The organism is Paenibacillus turpanensis, assembly GCF_011421635.1.
Classification (GTDB): domain Bacteria; phylum Bacillota; class Bacilli; order Paenibacillales; family YIM-B00363; genus Paenibacillus_AK; species Paenibacillus_AK turpanensis.
This window is the reverse complement of the sequence record NZ_WTLI01000006.1, coordinates 99,495-123,659: the sequence shown is the minus strand read 5'-3', so window position 1 is coordinate 123,659 and position 24,165 is coordinate 99,495. Positions and strand designations below refer to the sequence as shown.

21 protein-coding genes are annotated in these 24,165 nt (G+C 50.8%); 16 read left to right on the top strand and 5 right to left on the bottom strand.

Annotated elements, in window-relative coordinates; genetic code table 11:
• The first annotated feature begins 74 nt into the window (after nucleotides 1-74).
• From GQS10_RS07335 to GQS10_RS07310, 6 genes are all read left to right on the top strand, one after another.
• On the top strand, nucleotides 75-1,652 hold the full coding sequence (locus GQS10_RS07335) for a copper amine oxidase N-terminal domain-containing protein (RefSeq protein ID WP_166240584.1): 1,578 nt from the start codon (nucleotides 75-77) through the stop codon (nucleotides 1,650-1,652).
• A 100-nt stretch (nucleotides 1,653-1,752) separates the two neighbouring features.
• On the top strand, nucleotides 1,753-2,103 hold the full coding sequence (locus GQS10_RS07330) for a thioredoxin family protein (RefSeq protein WP_166240583.1): 351 nt from the start codon (nucleotides 1,753-1,755) through the stop codon (nucleotides 2,101-2,103).
• Nucleotides 2,104-2,292: 189 nt separating this feature from the next.
• Nucleotides 2,293-3,201, top strand: a complete 909-nt coding sequence (locus GQS10_RS07325) for a COX15/CtaA family protein (protein ID WP_243735019.1) — start codon at nucleotides 2,293-2,295, stop codon at nucleotides 3,199-3,201.
• A gap of 15 nt (nucleotides 3,202-3,216) precedes the next feature.
• Nucleotides 3,217-4,977 carry a UbiD family decarboxylase gene (locus tag GQS10_RS07320; RefSeq protein WP_166240581.1) on the top strand — a complete coding sequence of 587 codons (1,761 nt, stop codon included), beginning with the start codon at nucleotides 3,217-3,219 and terminating at the stop codon, nucleotides 4,975-4,977.
• A gap of 9 nt (nucleotides 4,978-4,986) precedes the next feature.
• Entirely contained in the window at nucleotides 4,987-5,727 is a 741-nt protein-coding gene (locus tag GQS10_RS07315; protein ID WP_243735018.1) for a Cthe_2314 family HEPN domain-containing protein, read from the top strand.
• Nucleotides 5,727-6,512 (top strand): SDR family oxidoreductase, encoded by a 786-nt coding sequence (locus GQS10_RS07310; RefSeq protein WP_166240579.1) that lies wholly within the window; start codon nucleotides 5,727-5,729, stop codon nucleotides 6,510-6,512. Before GQS10_RS07315 ends, GQS10_RS07310 begins: the two co-directional genes overlap by 1 nt.
• Nucleotides 6,513-6,564: 52 nt before the next feature.
• Here the strand turns inward: GQS10_RS07310 and GQS10_RS07305 are convergent, their stop codons facing one another.
• Entirely contained in the window at nucleotides 6,565-6,810 is a 246-nt protein-coding gene (locus GQS10_RS07305; RefSeq protein ID WP_166240577.1) for a NifU family protein, read from the bottom strand.
• A gap of 66 nt (nucleotides 6,811-6,876) precedes the next feature.
• Here GQS10_RS07305 and GQS10_RS07300 point away from each other — a divergent pair, with 66 nt between their 5' ends.
• Complete coding sequence (locus GQS10_RS07300; RefSeq protein WP_166240575.1) at nucleotides 6,877-7,119, top strand: YuzB family protein; 243 nt, start codon at nucleotides 6,877-6,879, stop codon at nucleotides 7,117-7,119.
• 18 nt (nucleotides 7,120-7,137) lie between these two features.
• Here GQS10_RS07300 and GQS10_RS07295 read toward each other — a convergent pair whose 3' ends face one another.
• Both GQS10_RS07295 and mqnE read right to left on the bottom strand, forming a co-directional pair.
• Nucleotides 7,138-8,199: an NAD(P)/FAD-dependent oxidoreductase gene (locus GQS10_RS07295; protein ID WP_166240573.1), complete on the bottom strand. Its 1,062-nt coding sequence runs from the start codon at nucleotides 8,197-8,199 to the stop codon at nucleotides 7,138-7,140.
• Nucleotides 8,200-8,295: 96 nt separating this feature from the next.
• The gene (gene mqnE / locus GQS10_RS07290) at nucleotides 8,296-9,396 is read right to left on the bottom strand and encodes an aminofutalosine synthase MqnE (protein ID WP_166240571.1); all 1,101 of its coding nucleotides are present in this window, start codon (nucleotides 9,394-9,396) and stop codon (nucleotides 8,296-8,298) included.
• Nucleotides 9,397-9,717: 321 nt separating this feature from the next.
• On the opposite strand from mqnE, the gene erpA reads away from it, so the two are divergent.
• Nucleotides 9,718-10,071 carry an iron-sulfur cluster insertion protein ErpA gene (erpA, locus tag GQS10_RS07285; protein WP_166240569.1) on the top strand — a complete coding sequence of 118 codons (354 nt, stop codon included), beginning with the start codon at nucleotides 9,718-9,720 and terminating at the stop codon, nucleotides 10,069-10,071.
• Between the two features lie 461 nt (nucleotides 10,072-10,532).
• Nucleotides 10,533-10,676, top strand: coding sequence for a sporulation histidine kinase inhibitor Sda (gene sda, locus GQS10_RS07280; RefSeq protein WP_166240567.1), 144 nt, complete (start codon nucleotides 10,533-10,535; stop codon nucleotides 10,674-10,676).
• Between the two features lie 89 nt (nucleotides 10,677-10,765).
• Here the strand turns inward: sda and GQS10_RS07275 are convergent, their stop codons facing one another.
• Entirely contained in the window at nucleotides 10,766-11,026 is a 261-nt protein-coding gene (locus GQS10_RS07275) for a hypothetical protein (protein WP_166240565.1), read from the bottom strand.
• A 330-nt stretch (nucleotides 11,027-11,356) separates the two neighbouring features.
• Here GQS10_RS07275 and GQS10_RS07270 point away from each other — a divergent pair, with 330 nt between their 5' ends.
• Together GQS10_RS07270 and GQS10_RS07265 are read left to right on the top strand one after the other, a co-directional pair.
• Entirely contained in the window at nucleotides 11,357-12,547 is a 1,191-nt protein-coding gene (locus GQS10_RS07270) for an NAD(P)/FAD-dependent oxidoreductase (RefSeq protein WP_166240564.1), read from the top strand.
• A gap of 10 nt (nucleotides 12,548-12,557) precedes the next feature.
• Nucleotides 12,558-12,818: a hypothetical protein gene (locus GQS10_RS07265; RefSeq protein WP_166240562.1), complete on the top strand. Its 261-nt coding sequence runs from the start codon at nucleotides 12,558-12,560 to the stop codon at nucleotides 12,816-12,818.
• 63 nt (nucleotides 12,819-12,881) lie between these two features.
• Here GQS10_RS07265 and hemQ read toward each other — a convergent pair whose 3' ends face one another.
• Nucleotides 12,882-13,628: a hydrogen peroxide-dependent heme synthase gene (gene hemQ / locus GQS10_RS07260; protein WP_166240560.1), complete on the bottom strand. Its 747-nt coding sequence runs from the start codon at nucleotides 13,626-13,628 to the stop codon at nucleotides 12,882-12,884.
• Between the two features lie 162 nt (nucleotides 13,629-13,790).
• Between hemQ and GQS10_RS07255 the strand changes: the two genes are divergently transcribed.
• The 5 genes from GQS10_RS07255 (at nucleotide 13,791) to GQS10_RS07235 (ending at nucleotide 24,096) form a co-directional block, all read left to right on the top strand.
• Nucleotides 13,791-14,075, top strand: a complete 285-nt coding sequence (locus tag GQS10_RS07255; protein WP_166240558.1) for a YuiB family protein — start codon at nucleotides 13,791-13,793, stop codon at nucleotides 14,073-14,075.
• 66 nt (nucleotides 14,076-14,141) lie between these two features.
• On the top strand, nucleotides 14,142-15,110 hold the full coding sequence (locus GQS10_RS07250) for an alpha/beta fold hydrolase (protein ID WP_166240556.1): 969 nt from the start codon (nucleotides 14,142-14,144) through the stop codon (nucleotides 15,108-15,110).
• 125 nt (nucleotides 15,111-15,235) lie between these two features.
• Nucleotides 15,236-16,726, top strand: a complete 1,491-nt coding sequence (locus tag GQS10_RS07245) for a replication initiation and membrane attachment family protein (RefSeq protein WP_166240554.1) — start codon at nucleotides 15,236-15,238, stop codon at nucleotides 16,724-16,726.
• 26 nt (nucleotides 16,727-16,752) lie between these two features.
• Entirely contained in the window at nucleotides 16,753-17,706 is a 954-nt protein-coding gene (locus tag GQS10_RS07240) for an ATP-binding protein (RefSeq protein ID WP_166240552.1), read from the top strand.
• A 264-nt stretch (nucleotides 17,707-17,970) separates the two neighbouring features.
• On the top strand, nucleotides 17,971-24,096 hold the full coding sequence (locus tag GQS10_RS07235) for an alpha-amylase family glycosyl hydrolase (RefSeq protein WP_166240550.1): 6,126 nt from the start codon (nucleotides 17,971-17,973) through the stop codon (nucleotides 24,094-24,096).
• Nucleotides 24,097-24,165: the final 69 nt, after the last annotated feature.

Sequence of the window (24,165 nt, the reverse complement as noted above, 5' to 3'; positions counted from 1 at the left end):
CTTGTACGAAACCAAAATGCTGTTTATCCCGTATAATGGTGGTGTAAGTACATAAATGGAAAAGGAGAGTTTACATGCCGAAAAGTTGGAAAGTTTGGCTGAGCGGAGTGTTGGCGCTGCTCCTCGTTGTTTTGACGGGCTGTGAAGCAGTTAATGGATTTGACGTCAACAAAGCACTGACTGCGTCGACGAAGATGCAAAATTATGAAGGGTCTTTTAAAATGTCGTTAAAGCTCGACGTTAATGAAAAGGCATTTGACGGGGCAGACGAGCAAGCTGAGAAGATGTTGAAATTATTCCAATCCGTTACTTTTAACGTAACTTCGATGAAAGCACTGGACCGTCAGAACGCTTCCTTGAAGGGAACGCTTGAATTTGGAAAAGGCAGCATTCCATTTGAAGCAGTAACAAATTCGGAAAAGCTGCTCTTCACAGCGGAAGGCATGAAGAAGCCAATCGAGGTTCCGCTGTTTGGCCTTAGTGGAATTCCTGCTGAACAAGCGGCGGCAATGCCTTTTGATATCAAGGCTCTGCAAGAAGCTGCTTTGAAGCATACCGATGAGTATATTGCAGCTGTGAGCGGGCTGTTTGTTGAAAACTTACCGAACCCGAATGTAATTTCGGTGGAAAAGGTCAGCGAACAGGTTCACGGTGAGACGGTATCCCTGCATAAGCTTCATGCCGAAGTTTATGGCACGGAGTTTGTAAAGCTGGGCAAGGAGTTCATCGTAAGCGTGCTTAAGGACGAAGAAGGGATTAAGGAGCTGCTCAGCGTTCTTTACGACATGATGCTGCCTATGCTCAACGACCTTGCTAAGAACGAGGAGATTGCTCAATCCGAAGCAGGAGCTATGTTGTCGACGGTATTGGCGGACAAAACGCTGGCGATCGATCTAGCTTATACACAAATCAAAATGTTGACGGATCAGCTTCTTGTAGATATAGACGCGAAGCTGGCAGAGGCGGAAGAAAACTTCCCGTTGGACGAAAATACCTATATCAAGAGCAACATGTACTTTGATGAGGATATGAACCCGCGTAAATCGAATTTCGAATTTGTGATGAAGCCGAAAAAAGGCGAAGCCAAGGAATCGGATGATCTTCGCTCCATTACATTGACAATGGAAGATGAGTATTGGAATCTTGGCAAAGTAACGGCAATTGATACGATTGAAGGCGAGCCGTACACAATCGATGAGGAAAATGCAACGCCGGAGCATTTCTTGGAAAATATCGACAAAAAGTCCCTGCTTTATGATTTCTTGAAAAACGATTTGAAAATTACGAAAAGAAGCCTTACCCTCATGCTTGACGAAGAGGATACTGGCTATACATCGCCTTTCACTCCTTACATTAAAGGTCAAGGTACGACTATGGTACCGACCCGCATGATCTCCGAGCGCCTTGGCGCGAAGGTAACATGGGATGGTGTAAAGCAGCAGGTAACGGTTAAAGACTTCAACGGCACAACCATTGAGCTTGTTGTAGGCAGCAAAACAGCAACCGTTAACGGCAATGCGGTTGAGCTTCCGGAAGCACCTGACAACTATGAAGGCACAACATTTGTTCCAGTTGCGTTTATCGCTGATGTGCTTGGCGCAGAAGTAAACTGGACACCGGAAACCCGTACGGTTGAAATTACGAAGGAATAATTGCTTAACGTAAACGCGCCGTTGACTTTCTCGGGTGGGAATGCTATAACCTTGTAAAATGGCTGAAGGTTCCAAAATCGCTTTACAAGGAGTGGGAACGATGAACAAGATTACATCGGAGCAAGCATTTGAAGAAGCTATATCCTCGGCGAAGCCAACGGTCGTCGTTTTTAAAACAACCTGGTGCAAGGATTGTCATTACATTGACCCGTTTATGCCCGAGGTGGAGCAGGCTTACGCCGACCGTCTTCAGCTAATGGAAGCGGATCGCGATGATCTGCCGGATCTTTGTGAACGCCTTGGCATTCTTGGGATTCCGAGCTTTGTTGCTTTCGTTAACGGCAAGGAAACGATTCGTTTCGTAAGCAAGCTTCGTAAGACACGGGAAGAGATCGAGCAGTTTTTAGACCGTGTGGTTGAAGTATCGGCCAGTTTAGCGAAGCCGGACTAAGTAACGATATCCTGCCCGGGTGGTGGGGTAATTCAGTAGGTTAATTCAAAGCCGTGAGAAGCCGCTTGTCCTCAATGGATGGGCGGCTTTTTCCATGGTCAAGGTTTTGTCACCAAACGACATGGAATTCCCTTTTTTGAAACGGTATAATGAAGGTTGTATGATTTTAGCTAAAGCAGGTGTATACTTTTGAAACGCACAATTTCATGGCTATCTAACTTAACATTCATCGGCATGTTCATCGTGGTGCTGATGGGGGCCGTTGTTACAAATACCGAATCGGGAATGGGCTGCGGCGACGATTGGCCGCTCTGCAACGGCCGTTTTGTACCTGCTTATACGATTGAATCCTTAATCGAGTACACTCATCGTCTAACGACCGGAATCATCGGACTGCTGGTGCTTGCTACTACCATTGCTGTTTTTGTCGGGCTGAAACATCGGAAGGATGCCAAGTGGTACATTGGCAGTACGTTCTTTTTCACTTTTCTTCAAGCTATCCTGGGTGCATTAGCGGTTGTAAAGCCTCAATCCTCGGCCGTTATGGCACTGCACTTCGGCTTTTCTTTGACCGCCTTCGCCAGTACCTATTTGCTGGCCATGGCCGTGCGGGAGGAGTTCAACTCAACAAGCAAAACGACGTTTGGCGGAATGCCGACGGTATTTTCGAGCGAATTTCGATATTTGTCTTGGTTTACTGCGGTTTTCAGTTATGTCGTTGTTTACTTGGGTGCATTCGTCAAGCACACCTCTTCGATCGGCGGCTGTACAGGCTGGCCGCTTTGCAACGGAGAGCTGATTCCCGATTTGCAAGGGGCGACCGCCATTGTGTTTGTGCACCGTTTAGCGGCAGCCGTGTTGTTTATTCTTGTCCTGCGTTTGGCGTATTTGGCAAGAGGACAGGGCGGTGTAATCCGGACGGTGGGGGCCTGGGCTGCTTACTTGGTATCCCTGCAAGTGATCAGCGGCGCTCTGCTTGTGTTTTCTGTGGAGAGAGAGTGGTATTTGTTCTCGATTTTACTGCACGTCGTCGTGGTTTCGGCTTTATTCGCTGTGCTTGCGTATATAAGCCTCGCGACGGTCGTTCGACGCCGTTAGAGAGGGGTTCTTGCTGTGGTATTTGATAATTTGCGCTCCTTCTTGGAGTATTTAAAAAGAGAAAATGAACTTGTCATCATCTCCGAGCCGGTTGATCCGTATTTGGAGCTGGCGGAAATTCACCGCAGAGTCATTGACGAGGGCGGACCTGCGCTGCTTTTCACGAATGTAAAAGGCAGCTCGTTTCCGGTCGTAACGAACTTGTTCGGGACAAGCCGCCGGGTTGACCTAGCCTTCGGACCGAAGCCCGAGCAGTTTATGAAGGAAGTCGTAGGTGCAATGCATACGCTGATTCCACCTACGCCGAAAGCATTGTGGGAACACCGCAGCATGATCATGGATCTCATGAAGGTCGGAACGAAGCAGATCGATGGCAAGGAAGCGCCGATTCTCGGCAATGTGAGGCGGGAGAATCCGCTTCAGGGGCTTCCCGTCCTGACAAGCTGGCAGGAGGACGGCGGGCCTTTCGTTACCTTACCGTTGGTGTATACGGAGCATCCGGAAACACGTGCGCATAATCTCGGGATGTACCGGATGCAGGTATACGATGACCAAACGACCGGTATGCATTGGCAGATTCATAAGGGCGGCGGCTTCCATTACCACGAAGCGGAGAAGCGCGGGGAAGCGCTCCCTGTAACTGTATTCCTAGGGGGACCACCGGCTTTGATCGCTTCAGCGATTGCACCGGTGCCCGAGCATTTGCCGGAGCTGATGTTGACCTCGCTGATGCTCAATAAGAAGCTTCGCGTGACGCAGGACCCTTACGGCGGCCATCGGCTAGTCGCGGAAGCGGAATTTGCGATTTGCGGCAAGGTTCCGCCGCACGAGCGCAGAATGGAAGGGCCGTTCGGCGACCATTTTGGCTACTACTCGCTGGCGCATGAGTTCCCGGTGTTCAACGTCGACCGCGTATGGCACCGGAAGGACGCCATTTATCCGGCGACGATCGTGGGCAAGCCGCGCCAAGAGGATTATTTCCTTGGCGAGTTCTTACAGCGTCTGCTGGCGCCAGCTTTCCCGATGGCGATGTCGGGGGTTAAAGAGCTGTGGGCCTACGCGGAAACCGGCGTTCATCCGCTGGCAGCCGCCATTGTGCGGGAAAGCTATTCACGCGAGGCGCTAAGCACAGCGTTCCGCATTCTCGGCGAAGGGCAGCTGCGCCTGACGAAATTTTTAATCGTAACGGACCGTCCGGTTCCGCTCGACCGTTTCGATGTGCTGCTGGAAACGGTATTGGAGCGGTTTGATCCGGGCTCCGATTTGTTTATCTTTGGCAATACGTCGCATGATACGCTGGATTATACCGGCGACCGCTTAAATCACGGCAGCAAGGCGCTGCTGCTTGGCGTAGGTCCGGACAAGAAGCGGGAGCTTCCCGCAGTGTACAATGAAGGACCGATTGCCGAAATCGACGATATCCGTCCGTACTGTAAAGGCTGTTTAGTTGTATCCGGACCTTCCTATACGGCTGCGCCGGATTTTGCACAGCGATTGCTGCCTAGGGTAAAGCATTTGTCCCATTGGCCGCTCATTATTATCGCGGACGATGCAGCGATCGCCGAAAGTCAGCTTTCCTTCCTCTGGACGGTGTTCACACGCTTCAATCCGGCGAGTGATATGGTGATGGATGCTCAGGTACGTAAGCATCATCTTGAATATACGCTGCCGATCGTCATCGATGCGCGTATGAAGCCGGGATACCCGGATGAATTGTTCCCGCGGGAGGATATCGTAAAGCTGGTAGACAGCAGGTGGAAACAATATTTTGCATAATGAGGTGTGATGCTGTTGCTGCGAGAGCTGTTCAATGAACCGAAACGTAAAGACGAAGGCTCGCTGCTGGAAGCGAAGCAGGCCATCGTACAGTTTTGCAGGAAAATTGGAAATCCGGCTTCTTCTCCAGGAAAAAATAACGGCGATCCAAAGCTGATCGAGCAGGAACGCTGGGCTATGGGTTTGATCGACGCCTTGGAGGAGCTGGAACAAAGCATCTATGCAAGCGAAAAGTATCGGCACCGGATTAAATTGTCGGCAGTAGAGCATATGAATGAAGAAGAGCGGGTCAATTACCGGACCTACTTATATTTTTACAAGAATGCGTTTATCCGCGTATTCTCGCTGCTCGATAAGCTTGGATATTTTATGAATGAGTATTTAGGCGTGCATACGGAACGTGTGAAGCCGCGGTTTTCGTATTTTACCGTGCTTCGTGAAATGCGGGAGAAGAAATACGAGCCCGAGCTTTCCGCGGAACTCGACCGCCTGAAGGAAAAGTATGAGATCGCGTTGAAGCGGCTGCGGGAGCAGCGCAATTTTGAAATTCACTCGATTAATTACGAGCTGCTTAACGACTCGATTTCAGGGCGGGGCAAATTTGACCCGCTGCGCCGCGTGGAGGATCTGGAGCGGAATTACTTTGACATTCTGCAGGCGCTTGAGATGGCTACCAGTTCATTAACGACAGTATTCAGTTATTGCGCAAGAAAATCCGTAATGGATCAAAGGCGAAACCGGAGGTCGTAATGGAACCGATACGGGAACGGAAAATAGCATTAGTTACCGGAGGAGCCAAGGGGCTTGGCAAAGCGACGGCATTGGCTCTGGCGGACATGGGCTGCGATGTGGCCATTAGTTACGTCCGCAGCGAACAGGAAGCGCAGAGCCTTGTTTCTGAGCTGCAGAAGCGCCATGTACGAGCCTTCGCTGTTAAGGCGGATATGTCGGACCGGGAAGCGATTTTCAGGATGGTAACGGAAATCCGCAAGGAGCTCGGCGAAATCGATATTGTGGTTAACAATGCCGGGCCGTTTATCCGCGATCGCAAATGCTTTATCGAATATGAGACAGCAGATATCGATTATTTACTGTACGGCAATTTAATCGGGGTGATGGAGCTCGACAGGCTTGTTATCCCTGCTATGCGTCAAAAGCGCTGGGGCCGGATTATTCACTTCGGATTCGGTCATGCGGGGGAAACGAGGGGGTGGCAGCATCGTGCTGTTTATGCCGCCGCTAAGGTAGGCTTGGCCTCCTTTACCAAATCGTTGGCCCTCGAAGAGGCACCTTACGGAATTACTGTAAACATGGTTTGTCCCGGGGATATTCGGGGCATGTTTAAGGAGCTTGGCATTGCTGAGGCGAGGCAGCATTCCGATCAGGAGACGCCGAGAGGCCGACCTGGTAGCGGAGAGGATGTTGCACGGGTGATCCGCTTCTTATGTCAAGATGAATCCGACTTCATTACAGGCAATACGATCGATATTACCGGCGGGCTCGACCCGATTCGCACGATCGTGCCCACTACATAAGAAAGGCTTGGCGCTCAGCGCCAAGCCTTTTATAATGAACTCCATCCGTTCATTAAAATACTTGCATAACTTCGGTTACACCTTCGACTTCTTCAAGAAGTGCGCGCTCGATACCCGCTTTAAGCGTGATCGTAGAGCTCGGGCAGCTGCCGCATGCACCCATCAGCTTAAGCTTAACGATGCCGTCCTCGATGTCTACGAGTTCAACGTCGCCGCCGTCGCGTTGAAGGAACGGGCGTAGCTTTTCTAATACCTCTTGAACCTCATCATAAATCGTTGTGCCTTGAGTTTCGCTCATTTGATACAGCTCCTTTCTTTCATATATTATAAAATAACAAATCAAAACTTAAAAGGGGAAACTGTAATGAGACCGATTATCGAATTTTGTGCCAGCAATATGCACCATGGAACGGATCAAGTGATGAAGGCATTAGAACAAAATCCGGATTACGATGTCATTGAATATGGCTGTCTTGGCAATTGCGGACACTGCTACCTGGCCCCCTACGCGCTCGTAAACGGCGAAATCATCGAAGCCGAAACCGCCGACAAGCTCCATGAAAAAATTGAGGAGGTCATTCGTGACTGGCTGAAGCAGTTCGAATAACCGGCGGCCTTTGTTAGATTACCCGAAATGATTTTTGGACATCCAGAGCACGCCCGACTTCAGTACCCGCGGCACGCGGCCGACGATCGAGGTTTTGCCCATGAGGCCGAAGCCCGCTTTTTTGCCGAGAGAACCAAGCACTCCCTTTAATTTAATCTTCGTTAAACGAGGGGCATGGCCAAACCATTCCGACTTGATTAATTCTGCAACCTGGAGCCCCTGGGCTTCCGCTGCCTGTGCACTCGGCGAAAAAGGGATGCTCGCACAGTCGCCGACGATAAACACGCCCGGATGGGAAGGAAGCTGATGGTCCTGATTAATGATCAATCGGCCGGAGTTATCTTTCGGAAGATCGATGTTTTGGACGACCTCAACCGGTTGAATTCCCGCTGTCCAAACCGTGACATCCGTGTAGATTAGCTCGTCACGATTGTATAAAACGCCTTCTTCCAATCGAGTCAGAGAAACATTCCCCTGCATCTCGACATTATGCTCATAAAACCACGAGCGCACATACTGCTGCAGTTTTTCCGGGAATGCAGACAAGATACTGGCGCCGCGGTCCAAAATCCGGATGTTCAGGTCCGGACGGCTTTCGCGCAGCTCAGACGCCATTTCTACGCCGCTTAACCCGCCTCCTACGATCGTAACCTGGCCATACGGCTTCACATCGCCGACGGCTGCGTACGTTTGGCGGGTTGACGAGAAGGTTTGAATGCTGTTAGAGAATTGCTGCGCACCTTGAATTCCATGATAGCGGTCCGTACATCCAAGCGCGATCACAAGCCAGCGGTAAGGAAGCGGATCTTGTCCTTCCAGGTGAACAAGCTTATTTTCTAAATCTACGGATGTAACCTCTCCATAGCGCTTTTTTAGCCGGGAATCCTCCGAAAATTGTGCACGGATATCGTGGTCGGAAACCGTTCCTGCCGCCAGCGCGTAATATTCGGTCTTTAAGCCTTGAAATGGCATCCGATCCACTAAGATCAGTTCCACATCGGCGGGTAAGTCGCCTTCGAGCAATTCGTGGGCAACGGTGAGGCCGCCATAGCCGCCTCCAAGAATGACAAGGTTGTTCATGCAGATGCAAGTCCTTTCCGCGGTTCGTTTCTGCCGTATTTTACGGCAGTGTAAGTATGAGATGCCGGCGAGACCGACTGCTCTCAGAGTATATGCTTAATATACCTTTATTTCGTTATAAAAAGTGTCGCGCTCCACAGGGATTTTCCCTGCGCCTTTTACAAGCCAGATAAGCTCTTCGCGCGTTAATCCTTCTTCGCTGAGTGCGCCTGCGGAATGGCTGATCCGCTCCTTCACGAGAGTACCGTGTACATCGGATGCGCCGAAAGTAAGAGCCATTTGCGTCAGCTGGGTGCCGATGTTAATAAAATATGCTTTAATATGCGGGAAGTTGTCCAGCATCAAGCGGCTGATCGCAATCATCTTCATGTCCTCAAAAGCGGAAGTCCTGCGGCGAATCCCCGCATTGCGGTTTAGCGGCTGAACAGCCAGCGGAATAAACACCATAAAGCCGTTTGTTTCGTCCTGCAGCTCTCGCAAATAAGCCATATGCTGCATCCGCTCTTCAATCGTTTCGATGGAGCCGTACAGCATCGTCGCATGCGTTTTAAAGCCGAGCTTATGCGCGGTACGGTGAACCTCTAACCACTGGTCAGTCGTTGCTTTGTCGACGGCCATTTTTTTACGGTAGCGTTCCGATAAAATTTCTGCACCGCCGCCGGTTAATGTTCCGAGTCCGGCTTCCTTCAGCTGGGAAAGCACGCCCTCAAAGGACAGACCGCTGATCCGCGAGAAAAACTCGATTTCCGCACCGGTGTAAGCTTTAATCGTAACGTCGGGGTAATGCTTTTTAAGAGCGCGGATCGACTCTACATAGTATTCAAAAGGAACGGTCTGGTTATGACCTCCGGTAATATGGAACTCGCGCACACCCGGATGAATATGCTTATCGACATAATCGATCATTTCCTGCGGGCTGAGAGTAAACGCGCCTTCCTGTCCTGGATCTCTGCGGTAGCCGCAAAACGCGCAATGCGCTTCGCACACATTCGTGAAATAAAGCGTCATGTTTTCGATAAAATATACCTTGTCGCCGTTCTTCTTACGGTTAACGGCATTGGCCAGCTGCCCGATGGAAAGCAGATCGCCGGAATGATACATATACAGAGCATCGTCTATCGATAAACGGACACCGTTGTCCACTTTTTCGGCAATATCCAGCATACGTTTGTCGGTAGTAAGTATTTGGGTGCTCATTGATTCAGCCTCCTATTCTTTGCGTGGGGTACATGATGTTGATGCACTTTAACAAGTCCAATATTTACACAAGCGTCATGCGATACAAATTATAACGATAACCATAAAATAAACATGACCGCTGTTACGCATGCGCATCATGTCTGTAAAATAAAAAATGGGTTGTTAGAAGCTTCCTATATTATAAACCTCTCATCTCATGCGGGCAATAACCCGGCAAATTGTTCAAAATTGTAATCATAACAATGGATCACGCCCCCTTGAGCGGCACGAGAGCAATATGTATACTATACAGTAAGCAAGGGAAAGGGAGGGTTTTACATGATTGATATTTCCGAAGTAGCAGCGGATAAAATAAAAGAAATGCTTGAGGCAGAAGAGGCACCGGGTCTGTTTCTGCGCATTGGGGTAAAATCGGGGGGCTGCAGCGGCTTCTCCTACGGCATGGGCTTTGACGACGAAATGAAGGATACCGATGAAGCCCTTGAATTTCAGGGCTTGAAGGTCGTTGTTGACAGCGATTCGGTAAAATATTTACGCGGCCTGCAAATCGATTACAAGGAATCGGCGATGGGGGGCGGCTTCACCATCAACAATCCGAACGCGTCCGCTACATGCGGCTGCGGGTCGAGCTTCCGTACGGCTAGCGACGCCGGTCAGCCTAGCGAATGCTAAGTAATAAATGAAAAAACGGCAATTCCCGGAGTTAGCGGGGGTTGCCGTTTTTTTTGATTTACCTTTTGGAAAAAGCAGCGCGGCTACGATTAACGGTGGTTTTTCTCCTAAGCCCAAATCTATCTCGTTAACCAAAAGGCAATGATCAGCGTAAGTACAATAATTAGACCCGTGCTAAGAAGGATGCCGATAATATGGCCTAAGCTATTGTTTTCGCCCTTAATTTTCATAAAAATCGCCTCCTACACAGAAAATTCATATCAATTATTGATCAATTAATGGCCTAAATTACCGTGTGTACAAAGTTACCCACACTATCCTTGGCGTAATGAGCGCGTTTCGACAGGATACACACATCCTGTGCACAGATTATCCACACGACACTGTGGATAACCGAACGGTTGTTCTATTTTTATGCACATGGTAGTATTAGGTCATTCCAAGAATCAAGGGTGATAAACATGAGACTTTTGAGCAACGAAAGCTTGCTTGACACGTACTACAAAGCTGTCGAGCTCAAGCTCGAGAAGGATTTTATTAACATGCTGCTGGATGAGATCAGACGTCGTAATTTAAAGCTGTCTAAGCACTCGATAGGCGCATAAATACATAACAGCGCCGAAAATTTACTTATAAACAAGAGACTGCAGAATCCAACCCGGTTCGACAGTCTTTTTCTTTGTCGGGTTAATGGTTAACGTGGTGAAAGAAGCTGCTCCTGTACCGGAAGAGGAAACGTTCGGTCACAGCGCGGGCACAAAATCACATGGATACATTCATGCTCGCTTACATCCGCGTAACCATTAGTAAGCTTGATGTCGTCGATGGGACGATAAGCCGAATAGGGACCGTACATATCGTTCAGCCGGCCTTGATCGACTGCAGGATACTCACAAATGGGACAACTGTATTGAAGCTGCTGGAACCCGTTGCAAACCGGGCACATATACGACAAAGGGCATCCCTCCCGAACGATAGGTTCGAACATAGGATGCCCGGAGCAAACAAATTTACACTACCTTCTTTCGCAGTGAACCTTCGAAAACCTTGTTCAACTAGCTGAAAACGTGAACAATGGGCAAAAAACGCTTGATCTTTCTGCATACTTTTTATATTATTGCTTTTGATTGAAGAAATATTGTCGAAAATGTTACTGGGTGGTCATATTCCATCTGAACGAAGCTCATAATAAGTATAAATAGGTATATATTTTATTTTTGGTTTCGTTTGTGTAATTTTTCACAATGTTTTTCGGACGCTTATTTATATAAAAGGAGCAGAAACCATGAGTCGAATCCCTAGGATCGTAATTTTGGGTGCCGGATACGGCGGTATCGTAACAGCAATCCGACTGCAAAAAGAACTGAACTATAACGAAGCCGACGTTACATTGGTCAATAAGCATGACTACCACTATATTACGACGCACCTTCATATGCCGGCTGCAGGTACGGACGACCCAAACAACGCGCGCGTAAGCATTTTGAAGCTGATCGACGAATTTAAAATTGACTTCGTAAAATCGACTGTCGTGCAAATCCGCCCGAATGAGAAAAAGGTTATTTTAGAGGATGGCACACTTTCTTATGACTATTTGGTTATCGGTCTTGGCGGTGAACCGGAGACGTTCGGCATTCCGGGCTTGAAGGAACACGCGATGAACATCCGTTCCATCAACAGCGTGCGTCTGATCCGCGAGCATATTGAATATCAGTTTGCCAAGTTTAAGCGGGAACCGCATCGTAAGGACTATTTAACGTTTATCGTAGGCGGAGCAGGCTTTACCGGAATCGAATTCGTTGGCGAGCTGGCTGATCGGATTCCGAAGCTGTGCAGAGAATTTGACGTGGATCCATCCCTTGTGAAAATTTACAATATTGAGGCGGCGCCGACAGCACTTCCTGGGTTTGATCCGGAGCTTGTGCAGTACGCGATGGACGTTCTAACGAAGAAGGGCGTTACGTTTAAAATTGCCACAGCGATCAAGGAATGTACGCCGGAAGGTGTTATTCTTGCCGATGGGGAAGAAATTAAATCGTCTACGGTTGTATGGACCGGCGGTATTCGTGGAAATCGTCTTGTGGAAGAAGCAGGCTTTGAAGCGATGCGCGGCCGCGTAAAGGTAGACGAATATTTGCGGGCACCGAACAGCGACCATGTGTTTATTTTGGGTGACTGCTCATTAGTCATGAACCCGGACGACCGTCCTTACCCGCCAACGGCCCAAATTGCAATGCAGCAGGGCGAAAATTGCGCGAAAAATTTGGTCGCATCGATTCGTGGAAGCCAGCTAACGTCGTTCAAGTTTGACAACAAGGGTGTTGTCGCATCTCTTGGCAAAGGTGAAGCGATCGGTATTGTCTTCGGCAAAAAAATGCGCGGAGGCGTAGCGGCCATGATGAAAAAAATCGTCGATATGCGTTATCTGTACATTATCGGCGGCGTTCCGCTTGTCTTGAAAAAAGGCCGGTTGTAAGAGGCCGGCGATGAGACATTGCAGTGTTCAAGTACGGGGCTTATTGACCCGGGAAGAGCTCGACCGCTATAACGCGCTGATCGAAGTCGGCCAGTACCTCGAGTCCCAAAGCAAATACGACTTGGCTTACCATGTGCAAAGAGAAGTCGATTTGCTTATCCAGCCCGCGATCGAAAGATTGAAGGAAAAGGGCCGGGAGCGGGATCGGGCGACGGAGGAATATTTGCGCTCCAAGCAAGAGGGCGGCGTAGACGATGAGGAAGACGAATAGGATAACGGATGAAAAAAAAGCAATGCCCCTTATTCATCGATAAGGGGCATTGCTTTCGTTACATTATACGCGCAGCTGCTCGATGAACTGCTCAGGGGAGGTCAGGTTGCCGACGAAGAACTCACCGAAATCGCCGTAGCGGGCACTCACTTCGTCAAAGCGCATTTCGTATACGATCTTCTTAAACTGCAGCGCATCGTCGGAGAAGAGCGTTACACCCCATTCCCAATCGTCGAAGCCGACGGAGCCGCAGATGACTTGTTTAACGATGCCGGCGTATTTGCGTCCGATCATGCCGTGGGAGCGCATCATTTCGCGGCGCGCATCCATGCTGAGCATGTACCAGTTGTCATTACCCTGGCGGCGCTTGTTCATAGGATAGAAGCAGATGTGCTTCGCCTTCGGCAGAGATGGCTTCAGGCGCGCAATAATTTCCGGGTTGTTCATCGGGTCTTCGCCCGGCTTATGTACATAATTGCTCAGCTCAACAACGGAAACATAGGAATGAGCCGGGATTAAATGCTCAGCCAAAACCGTTTTATTGAATTCGCGTTCAACCTCGTTCAGCTCTTCCAGCGTTTCGCGCAGGTACATGATGACGAAATCAGCCTTTTGCCCAACAATGTTGTAGAAGGCCGTGCTTCCCGTGCGGCTTTCTTCCAAAGCGCCCCATTTCGCAGCGAAACGGTTGAATTCTTCGATCGCCTCACGGCGCTCTTCATCCGGGATCAGCTTCCAGGTTGTCCAATTAATTGTTCTAAAATCGTGGAGGCAGTACCAGCCCTCCAGCGTTTGGGCGACTTCACTCATTTTCAGCACTCCTTTAGGATCGGTTCAGTATGACTCTAAGCCTATTTTATCCAAACGGTCGGCAAAGGGCAAACAAGCCGCGGCTCCGTTGACTTTAAGAGAACCGCTGAGTACACTAAAAACGGAACCTGATTTATTTTTCAAGAAGAGAGGACGTTTGAAATGCTTCAATTAATTATTGTAACGGTATTGTTTTTTGTCATGGCCTTCGGGTTAGGCTTTATTTTAAATATGCTGCTCAAAACAACTTGGTTTCCGGTCTACGGATATGTCGCAGTTATTATTGGACTCATTATTTATTGGCAGATGGGACAAGGCTCTCTTTTGAACGCCTTATCGGGTTACACCTATGTCGATCTTATTACAGGGCTCGGGGGGCTTGGGGGCGCTTATTTGAGCGGCTGGACGATTCAGACTCTTCGGGTAAAAGGATACAAAATGTTTTAACATCGAATGGACGCCCTTCGTTTGGGATACGTTAACCGTTAGAACGAATGAAGGGAAGATGATCGCATGCCGAAATTAGAAGTGAATGGGCTGAAGCTGCATTACCATACACACGGCAAAGGCCTTCCGATCGTGTTTATACACCCGCCTTTGCTATCCAGTTCCATTTTCCGTTATCAAGAGGTTCAGCTTGCCGATACGTTCCGCGTCATTACCTTTGATATCCGTGGTCACGGTCACAGCGACCCGTCTACGGTGCCGGTAACGTATCCGGTTATTGTCGAGGATATGATTCAGCTTCTGAATGAGCTGGATATTCCGAAGGCTGTCGTTTGCGGTTATTCAACCGGAGGCGGAGTCGCGCTGGAGGCGCTGCTGACGCATCCGGACCGCTTCCATGCCGGTATACTGATCGGCGGCATGTCCGAGGTCAGCGACTGGAGACTGATGGCCGAAATTAAAGCGGCTTCTACGCTTACGTATGCAGGGGCCAAGCGTCTGATGGCGTGGGCCATTTCGACCGGCAATGCCGATATGCCGATTACGTTCGGCAATTTGTACCGCAGCTCGATGGAAGGAAATGTGGCCAACTGGCATCAATACTACCACGCGAGTCTGGAGTTTAACTGTACCTCTCAGCTTCCGAAGATCCATCATCCGATGCTTCTCATTAACGGAGAGAAGGACAAGCGTTTGGCGCGATATGCGGCGATTCTCCGCGAGAAGCTGCCGAATGTGGAGCAGGCCCTTGTGCGCGGCCTGAAGCACCAAATTCCGACCAAAGCGGCGGCGCGGATGAACGGGCTCGTGCAGCATTGGATCGGCTTGAAGCTGTCTGACGAGATGGAGGAAGCAAACGAACGCAAAAAACATAAAATTCGCAACATTCCGAAGGAAGATACCGTCCGTGTGGCGAAGACGCATCCGGACGAAACGCCGGAGGAGCGCGGAGCAAGGCTGGACCGCGAGCTGATGGGGTATGACCCGCAGGCCGATAACGCCTCGGCGGATATTGAATCGACCGTACGACATTAGAATAGATGCACACAGAAAAAGCTGGCAATGCTGCCGGCTTTTTTTGCATGTAACGGAAGGGGCGCGTAATGTCGAAAAATGTGGTAGAATAGCTGATAGATTGTGAGGATGGAGTTAGTGCCGAAATGCGAATGACGAACCTGCTTCATTTTACGGAAAACCACCGCTTCTGCGTATATCGCAATTTTAGCCTTAGTCCTTTGGATCACAAGATGTTGACAAATGTGTATCAGCCGATGGTTGGCGCGTTTGCGATCAGCTTGTATTCTCTGCTGTTTCAGCAGCTGGAGGCGGATCGGGTCGGATTTTCCAATTTGGAGCTGCAGCGGAAGCTGTTTGTATTTCTTAATTTAGAGCCCAATGATATTGGCCGCAAGCAGCTGGTCGACCAGTGCTCCAAGCTGGAGGCGATTGGGCTGCTGCGCACCACAAGAAAGCTTGTGCTGCAAAATGAGGAGACCGTATTTGAATACCACCTGCTGCCGCCGCTGAGCCCTGAGGTGTTTTTTGCGACACCGCATTTGGTGCAGTTTCTGCGGGAGAAGTTCGGAAGCAAAACGATGGTCATTTATATGCAGGAAGCCTTCATTTCGCAGGAGACGGAGCTTACTGCGCGTGCCGACGGGGTAGAGGATCTGACGATGGAGTTCAGCGAGCTGTTCCGCTTAAGCACCTCGATCGATCTTGAGCTGGAGCAGGCGCTGGCAGAGCTGGCCCCCGCGAAGGCTGACGCACCGCCCTCCGTGCTGGAAGCGGAGACGAAGTACGATTACGCACAGATTATTTCCCGCATTCCGCGCACGTCGCCGAACCGGCTGTTTGTCGAGCAGCTGAAGTTTTGGCCGGAGCGGCTGCAGGAGCTTAATTATTTGGTCATGAAATATCGGCTTAGCCTGATGAGCTTGGCGCAAATCCTGGACGAGGATGACGTATTCTCGGACGAAGGGGAGCTGCTGCTGGAGCGGGTGGAGCATCATGCGTTCTACACGCTGTATCAGAACAAATCCAACGAAGAAGCGCGTGAAATGATTTTCGGCCGCCGCGAAGCGGGTCCGGCAAAGGAAGAAGACATTTCCCAGGAAGAGTCTGAGCAGGTCCAGCCTGAAATGTCTTATTATCTAGAGGTACCAGCGAAATACGAGGGTGAGTACTCGATTCACCGCTACAATGCGATGCTGCGGAACGAGCCGTATACGCATGTGCTGCCGCGCTTTTTTCCGCGTAAGAGTGTACCGAAAAACATACTTTCGGCTTTTGACAAAGCCCATCGTGTATTTAAGCTGAAAGAGGAAGTTATTAATGTACTTATTCACCATATTCATGTGAACAACCTAACCTGGGGTGCCGCTTATATCGAATCGGTGGCGGGCGACATGCTGGGTAAGCATATTGAAAGCTACGAAAGTGCCGTGCAGTATGTTCGGGATAAGACGAAGCAGCTAAGCGGCAAGCGAAATACAGCCTCCGCCGCTACAGGGGATGGGAAGGGGCGCAAGCAGGGGACTTCGGCAAAACCGAAAATCCCGATGGCCGAGCCGCCGGCTTCCAAAAAATCGCTTACGAATGAAGATATCGAACGGATTCGTAAGCTGGCCCAAACGCTGGATGGGAAATAATGTGATGCAGAAAGGGGGCGCCGGCGATGGAGCCGATGTCTCAAATCATTCAAGGTTTCGCCCGGAGTCCGCGCCTTGCGGATGCAGAACGACGGGTCGAGCAGCTTGCCAATGACCCGCTTGTTCGCAAGTTTCGCCTGAAATATCCGGAAATTGATGATCATACCTTAAAGCTGAATTTGAGCAAGCTGTATCTGCATGTAAAGGAAATGGGTAACTGCGCGAAGTGTCCGGGTCTCGACAAATGCCCGAATGACTTTGAGGGGCATTATACGATGCTTTCCGCCGATCAGGCGGGCGGATTTTGGCAAATATATGACCGCAAGGTTGCCTGCAAGAAGCAGGTCGCGAAGGAGAAGCAGGATGTCATCCGCAAGCGGATCCGCAGCTTTTACGTCGATGAGAGAGCGCTGGCGGAAGGTTATGCGTTCGGCGATATAGTCGACACGGATCTGGAACGGGCGGACGCCATTGAGCAGCTGATGATTTATATTCAGCGCACGAAATCGGACGGACTCCAGCCAGAAGGCTTGTTTTTGACCGGAGACCATGGCCGCGGTAAAACCTTCTTGGTCAGCTACATGCTGTTTGAGCTGGCCAAAAGCGGGTTCAGTGGGGTAATCGTCTACATGCCGGATTTCGTTGAAGACTTGAAGGCGATGATTTCCGAGCCGGTGAAGTTGAAGGAAATGGTGGAGACGCTGAAGGAAGCCGACCTGCTCGTCTTTGACGACGTCGGTGCGGAAAATTTGACGCCTTGGGTGCGGGATCATGTGCTCGGCACAATTTTGAACTACCGGATGAATCGGAAGCCGACCTTCTATACGTCCAACCACAGTTTGGAAGGGTTTGAGAAGCATCTATGCTTCACGAGCAAGGACGGCGAAGAGGAGTATAAAGGGCGCCGGTTAATGGAACGCATAAGGCCGTTCGTTGAAGTGATTCATGTCGGCGGCAGCAACAAGCGAGGGAAATCATAACGTTATATTGCAGCAATACGCACGCATACGCGCTATTCGGTTTATTCCGCGAGGATGGGCCGGAGGCGCTTTTTTTGTGGACTTTTTCCGGTTGGGTAAATTCGGTCAAAGCGCTTAGGCTGATAAAATAGGGATGAAGTCAATTTTTTACTCCTATTTGGTTAATGATGCGAGGATTGATTGTTGATAAAATGAAACCACCTTTGAAAGCGGTTGCATTCTTGTCTGTGCTTTCACAGGAACAAGTTAATGGAGGGTCGATCGATGGGATGGAAGGGTCGCAAAAGTAAAAAAGCGTCCGTGGCGTTTGTTATGGCATTGATGCTAATCATTCAGCTCGCCGCCGGTGCTGCAGCTCCGCTCACCGCTCAAGCTGCGGAAACGGCGGATGTGTTTGAAGATCAGCCGGGCGGGAAAACGTCTTGGGTAATCGCGGGAAGCTTCCAGGACGAGCTTGGAGAATCCGCAGATTGGAAGCCGGACGGTACCGTTACGAAAATGAAGCATCTTGTTGGCGATTTTTATGCGTATTCGGCTGTGTTCCCTGCAGGCAGCCATGAATTTAAATTTACGAAAAACGGCGGCTGGGACAACAGCGTGGGCCATGAAGGGAACAACTTCCAGCTAGCATTGTCTGAGCCGGCAAAGGTTAACTTTTATGTGAATGAAGAAAAAGGCTTGTTCCGCACAAGTGTGGCTGGAATCGCAGGCCTGCCGCAGTACATACCTGCGGTCCCGGCAGAAACCTGGCCGCGCCTTGTAGGCAGCATTCAAACCGTTTTCGGCGAAGCGGAATGGAGCCCGGGCCAAGCGAAGCAGATGTTCGTCGATTATTATTTCGACAACACGGTGTATAAGCTGCAGCGTACGATTCCTGGGGGACAGTACGCGATGAAGGTGATACTCGGAAATGAGTGGTCGACCTATCCGGACTTCGGCAGTGACGGCGGCGATGTCAAGCTGACGGTGCTTGATCCGTCCGAGATTACATTCACCTTCCGAATGGACGAAGCGACGAAGACGTTGGTCCATGACTACGTGGCATCGGACAGCAGCTTCGACGGTGATGTGAAGGGCGACCAGCTGGTGTTTGACAGCCGCTCGGTAACTTATAAGAAGCCGTTTGGCGCTATTGCTGAAGCGACACAGGATGTAACGCTGCGGATTGCCGCTTTGAAGGGCGATGTGGAGCTGGCGAAGGTGGAGCTTACAAACGCGGAAGGCATTGCTTCTTCCTTTGAGATGAAGCGGGCAACTACAGTGGGCGATAAGGATTTCTTTGAAGTGACGATTCCGAAGGAAACGTTCCAAGGCATCGGGATTTGGGGCTACAAGTTTATTCTGGTCGATGGACCGACAAAGCTTGAATACGGCGACAACGCGATGCGCGGCGGATCGGGGGCGGTGTCGGCGGAGGGGGCACTGCCTTACGAGCTGACGGTATACGATGCCGGTTTTACGACACCGGATTGGATGAAAAACTCTATCGTGTATCAAATTTTCCCGGATCGTTTCTTTGATGGCAGCAAGGACAATAATCGCGCAAAGATGGTAGACGGCTACCGCGGCGACCGCGACGAGTCCAATACGCCGGGAACGGAAATTAACGCGATTCCGCTGCAATATTTTGACGGTGGAGTGGCTTCCGACCCCGCTGCAGAGCAGGTATGGGGAAGCTGGGGCGACGCACCGGAAAACCCGGACCGCATTACAGAGGAAAATAAGCCGTATTATCCGGATGCCCGTTCCGACGGTTATTGGACGAACGAGTTTTACGGCGGCGACATCCAAGGGATCGAGCAAAAGCTGGATTACTTGAAGTCGCTCGGGGTAAGCGCGATTTACTTGAATCCGGTCGCATGGGCGGCTTCCAACCATAAGTATGATGCGACTGACTATAAGCATCTGGACCCGATGTTCGGACAGCCGGTGTATCATGTGCCGGGCGATCCGTCCTCGGGGTTAAATTACGACGCGACGCGTAAAGCTTCCGACCAAGTGTTCATTAACTTTGCGAAGGCGGCGAAAGCGAAAGGCATTCGCTTGATTACGGACGGTGTATTCAACCACGTTGGCGACGATTCGATTTATTTTGACCGGTACGAAAAATACCCGGAAATCGGAGCGTACGAGTATTGGGCGAAGGTATGGGATCTGGTGAATGCTTCCGGCGGCACGGTGAGTCAGGCGGATGCAGAGCAGCAGGTGATCGATGAATTTACGGCAAAACTCAACCCGGCGACGGGTATGAATTACAAGTATCCTGAGGATTTTGAATTTACGAATTGGTTTACGGTTGTAAATGAAAAAACAGATGATCGTGACAAGCGCTACAAGATTTACAAATACGACGCATGGTGGGGCTATGACTCGCTGCCGGCCATGGACGCGATGGAGCCGGCCCCTGGCGACAGCGATGCGTTAGAAGGCTTGCATGAATGGAACTCGGTGAGCTACCGCAACCATGTCATCGGTAAATCGCTGACCGGCCTCAGTGAGGCCGAAGCGCAAGCGCAAATGCAGCACACGGCGTCGCAGCGCTGGGAGTGGATGGGCGCGCAGGGCTGGCGCCTTGATGTGGCGCCTGACGTATCCAACGGCACATGGGCGAAGTTCCGCGAAGCGGTGAAGTCCACTGCAGGGCAGACCAACGCGAATGGCGACATCATTGAAGAGCCGATCATTCTCGGCGAAGAGTGGGGCGTCGCGACGAAGTACCTGCTCGGCGATCAGTTTGATTCGGTTATGAACTATCGCTTCCGCAATGCCTTGCAGAGTTTCCTGCTGGGCGGTAAAGCGCAGGATTTCCACCAAGCGCTGGAAGCCATCCGCGAGGATTATCCGGAAGAGGCTTGGCAGGTGATGCTGAATCTTGTCGGGTCGCATGACACGACGCGCTCCATTACGAAGCTGGAGCACCCGGAATGGGAAGAGGAGCATCTGATTATCGCTCCGGAAGCGACTGACCTTGGAATTAAGAAGCAAATGCTGACGGCGATTTTCCAAATGGGTTACCCTGGAGCGCCGACGGTTTATTACGGCGACGAAGTAGGGGTAACGGGAACGAAGGATCCGGACTCCCGCCGCGGCTTCCCATGGGAGCGTGTATCGGAAACGAATGGTCAATATACCGGGGTAGGCAAAACAGCGGAGCTGTTTGCAACGTATCAGAAGGCGGCGGAAATCCGCAATCATAACGAGGTGTTCCGCACCGGCAGCATCAAGGGTGTCTACGCTCAGGACAATGTCATTGTGTATGCACGCAAGAACGATACGAAAGCGGGCATTGTAGCGATTAATAACAGCGACGCGCCAGTAACGGTACAGGCAAACGTCAGCGGTTATTTGCCGGAAGGCATGGTTGTGACGGATCAGCTGAAGAGCAGCGCGCAGTCAACGGTTACAGGCGGCTTGCTCGAGCTTACGATTCCGGCGTACGGCGGACTGATGATGGTGTCCGAAGGGAATATGGTTCATGTTCCGGAAGTAACCGGACTGGCAGCATCAGCAGGCAATGGCTCGGTTAGCTTGAGCTGGGATGCCGTAACGGGAGCCGATTCGTATTATGTTTACCGGGCCGCGATTGAGGGCGGCATGCTGGTCAAGGTTGGTACGGCCGCTGGAACTTCGTATACCGATGCGAACGTGACAAATGGATTGAAATACTACTACACGGTAACAGCCGTACAGGGGACAGGAGAAAGCCAGACCACCGAAATGGTGTCGGCAACGCCGTTTTATCCGATTGCGGCAGTTGGCGAGCCGGTGCTGGAAGGCTCGGATTCCGTTACGATCGGTGTAGGCAATAAAACAGGCAGGATCAGTGTAACGGCTTACGTATACGGTCTGACCGATCAAGGGACTTATACCGGTGCAGCGGCGCCGGGCTTGGACGGCAAGCTGGTTTATTACAATGCGGATGTCTCCGTCACCGACCGTGTATACAGTGAGACGAAGCTGCGTTACAGTACCGATAACGGTACTGGCAAGACGTATTGGGCGCAGTTTGAGCCGACAACGACGGGCACTTACGAATATTACGCAGCATTTTCGACGAATAATGGCGAAAGCTACGTAAAATCAGTGGCAGGCGCGGTTTATGCAAGTGCCGGCTCCGATACGACGCCTCCAGCGGCTCCGCTACTAGCTTCCATTCCGGTTGAATCGAACCGGGTTGAGCTGAACTGGACGAGCGAAGGCAGCGATATCGCCGGATTCGAAATATACCGGAAGAAATCAACGGAAGCTGGATTTAAGAAGGTTGCCGATCTTACGGCAAGCACGACGAAATATGTGGATTTTGCGGTCAGCAATGATACCGGCTACGATTATCAAATTGCGGCTTATGACCAAGGCTATAACCGGGCATGGTCGGCAGTACAGAGTGTAACGCCAAGACTCGTTATGGTCGATGTTACGCTGAGGCTGCATTTGCCGGATTATACACCATCCACAGACGATATTTACATTGCAGGATCGCTAAACGGCTGGACTGCTAACGGCGGTAAGCTGAATGTGCCGAGCGGTGCTACCGATCGCAGTGTGGTGGAATACAGCTTTAAAATGATGGCCGGAAAAGCGATTGAGTACAAGTATACCCGCGGAACATGGGAAACCGAAGCATTTACCAGCCATAAGCGTTTGGCAAACGACACGGAAGACCATGGCAACTGGGCGTACAGCTCGACCAATACGAACATGTCCTTGACGATTGCCAACCAAGGCGGAAACCGGATGGTTGTGAACGATTATGTTCTTCGCTGGGTCGATATGCCGATGATGGTGTCGCTGCCGCGTAAGTCTTATGGCGAGGACATCGTTTATGAAACGGCTGAAGATTCGTTTGATTTGAAAGCGAACGTTCCTTACGGCGTCGCGTTTACGATTAACGATCAACCGCTTCCGCAAGGGGCAATGGATGCGTACGGAAACGTAGAGCTCAGAGGAATTCCGCTTCAAGCGGGTGTAAATTCGTTTAAGCTGCATATTGAGCCGACAGCGGAAACTCTCGCTCTGCCATGGTATGAGGACAAAGGGCGCGCAGGCCAAGCAACCGAAACGATTACAATGACGATTACGAGAACGAGCGGCGGTCAAACCCCGGGTGACGGCGGTGATAACGGCGGCGGTGGATCGCCGGGAGATGGCGATCCCGATCACGGTGGCGGAGACTCCGACGACGACAGTAATTCCGACGATGATGGCGCTAGCCAATCTCCGTCTGCAAGCTCCGGAGGTGTTGGAAGCACGCCGGCGAATGGAAGCTCCTCTGAGCTTAAGGCTTTGACTGTATCGGCCGAACAGCTCGGCGCGATGGTTTCGAACGGAGCTTTGCGTGTTGAGTTAAATGACGCACAAAGGCTCGTGCTTACAGGCAGCTCTTCGAGGTGGGGGGCACAGCCGCTTGAAGCCAATGGCAATGGGGTTACAATCATACTGCCGTCCGAGGTTATGGCAGAAGCTGCGAAGCTGGCTGGAAATTCGGAGGACGTACAGCTTGAGCTGACGATGCGCCGGGCGGATCAGGCGGAAGCCGATCAGCTGATGGCCAGGGCGAAATCCTCTAACAAAGCGAAGATTCGCGCTGCGAGTCGAGTGATTGATTTGGCATTAACGGTGAAGGATGGCGACGGGAATGTGAAGAGCATGACGACATTTACGCCCCCTGTCATGATCACCTTACACGCGGATTCGGAAGTGAATCCAGAGCTAGCAGGCGTTTATTTTATCGGTAAAGATGGAGCCTTGGAATACGTAAGAAGCACGGAAACAGAAGACGGCGTATTCACGGCTAAGGTGAGTCATTTCAGCAGCTATGCGGTGCTGGAATATGATCAGCAGTTTAGCGATGTGCCGAGCACGCATTGGTCGCATCGCGCTGTGAAGGTGATGGCTGCCAAGCATGTGGTGCGCGGTGTTTCGGACACAGCGTTCCAGCCTGAACAGCAGGTCACCCGTGCGCAGTTTGCGGCGATGCTGGTGCGTACGCTTGGTTTGAAAAGCAGCACGCAAACAAAGAAGGTGTTTGCCGATGTAGCGTCCAGCGATTGGTTCGCGGCGGATGTCGCTGCTGCTTATGAAGCGGGATTAATTCGCGGACGAACGGATACAAGCTTCGCACCGAATGAAAACATTACGCGTGAGGAGCTCGCGGTGCTTATCGTTCGTGCAGCGGAATTTGCGGAAGCAAAAGGAACGGACGCTCCAATTCCGGTAGAGCTTTATGCGGACGCGGACGAGATCAGCGCATGGGCCGGCGAAGCCGTTACGAAAGCAGCGGATCAGGGACTCATGAAAGGTAAAAATGAGGGACGCTTCGATCCGAAGGGAAGTGCAACCCGTGCGGAAAGCGCACAGCTTTTGTACAATTGGGTGAGCTTAGCGAAATAAAAATATGAATGTATTGAGGCATCTATTCGTATTTTCGGATAGATGCCTTTTTTCGTGGAAAGTTTTTCG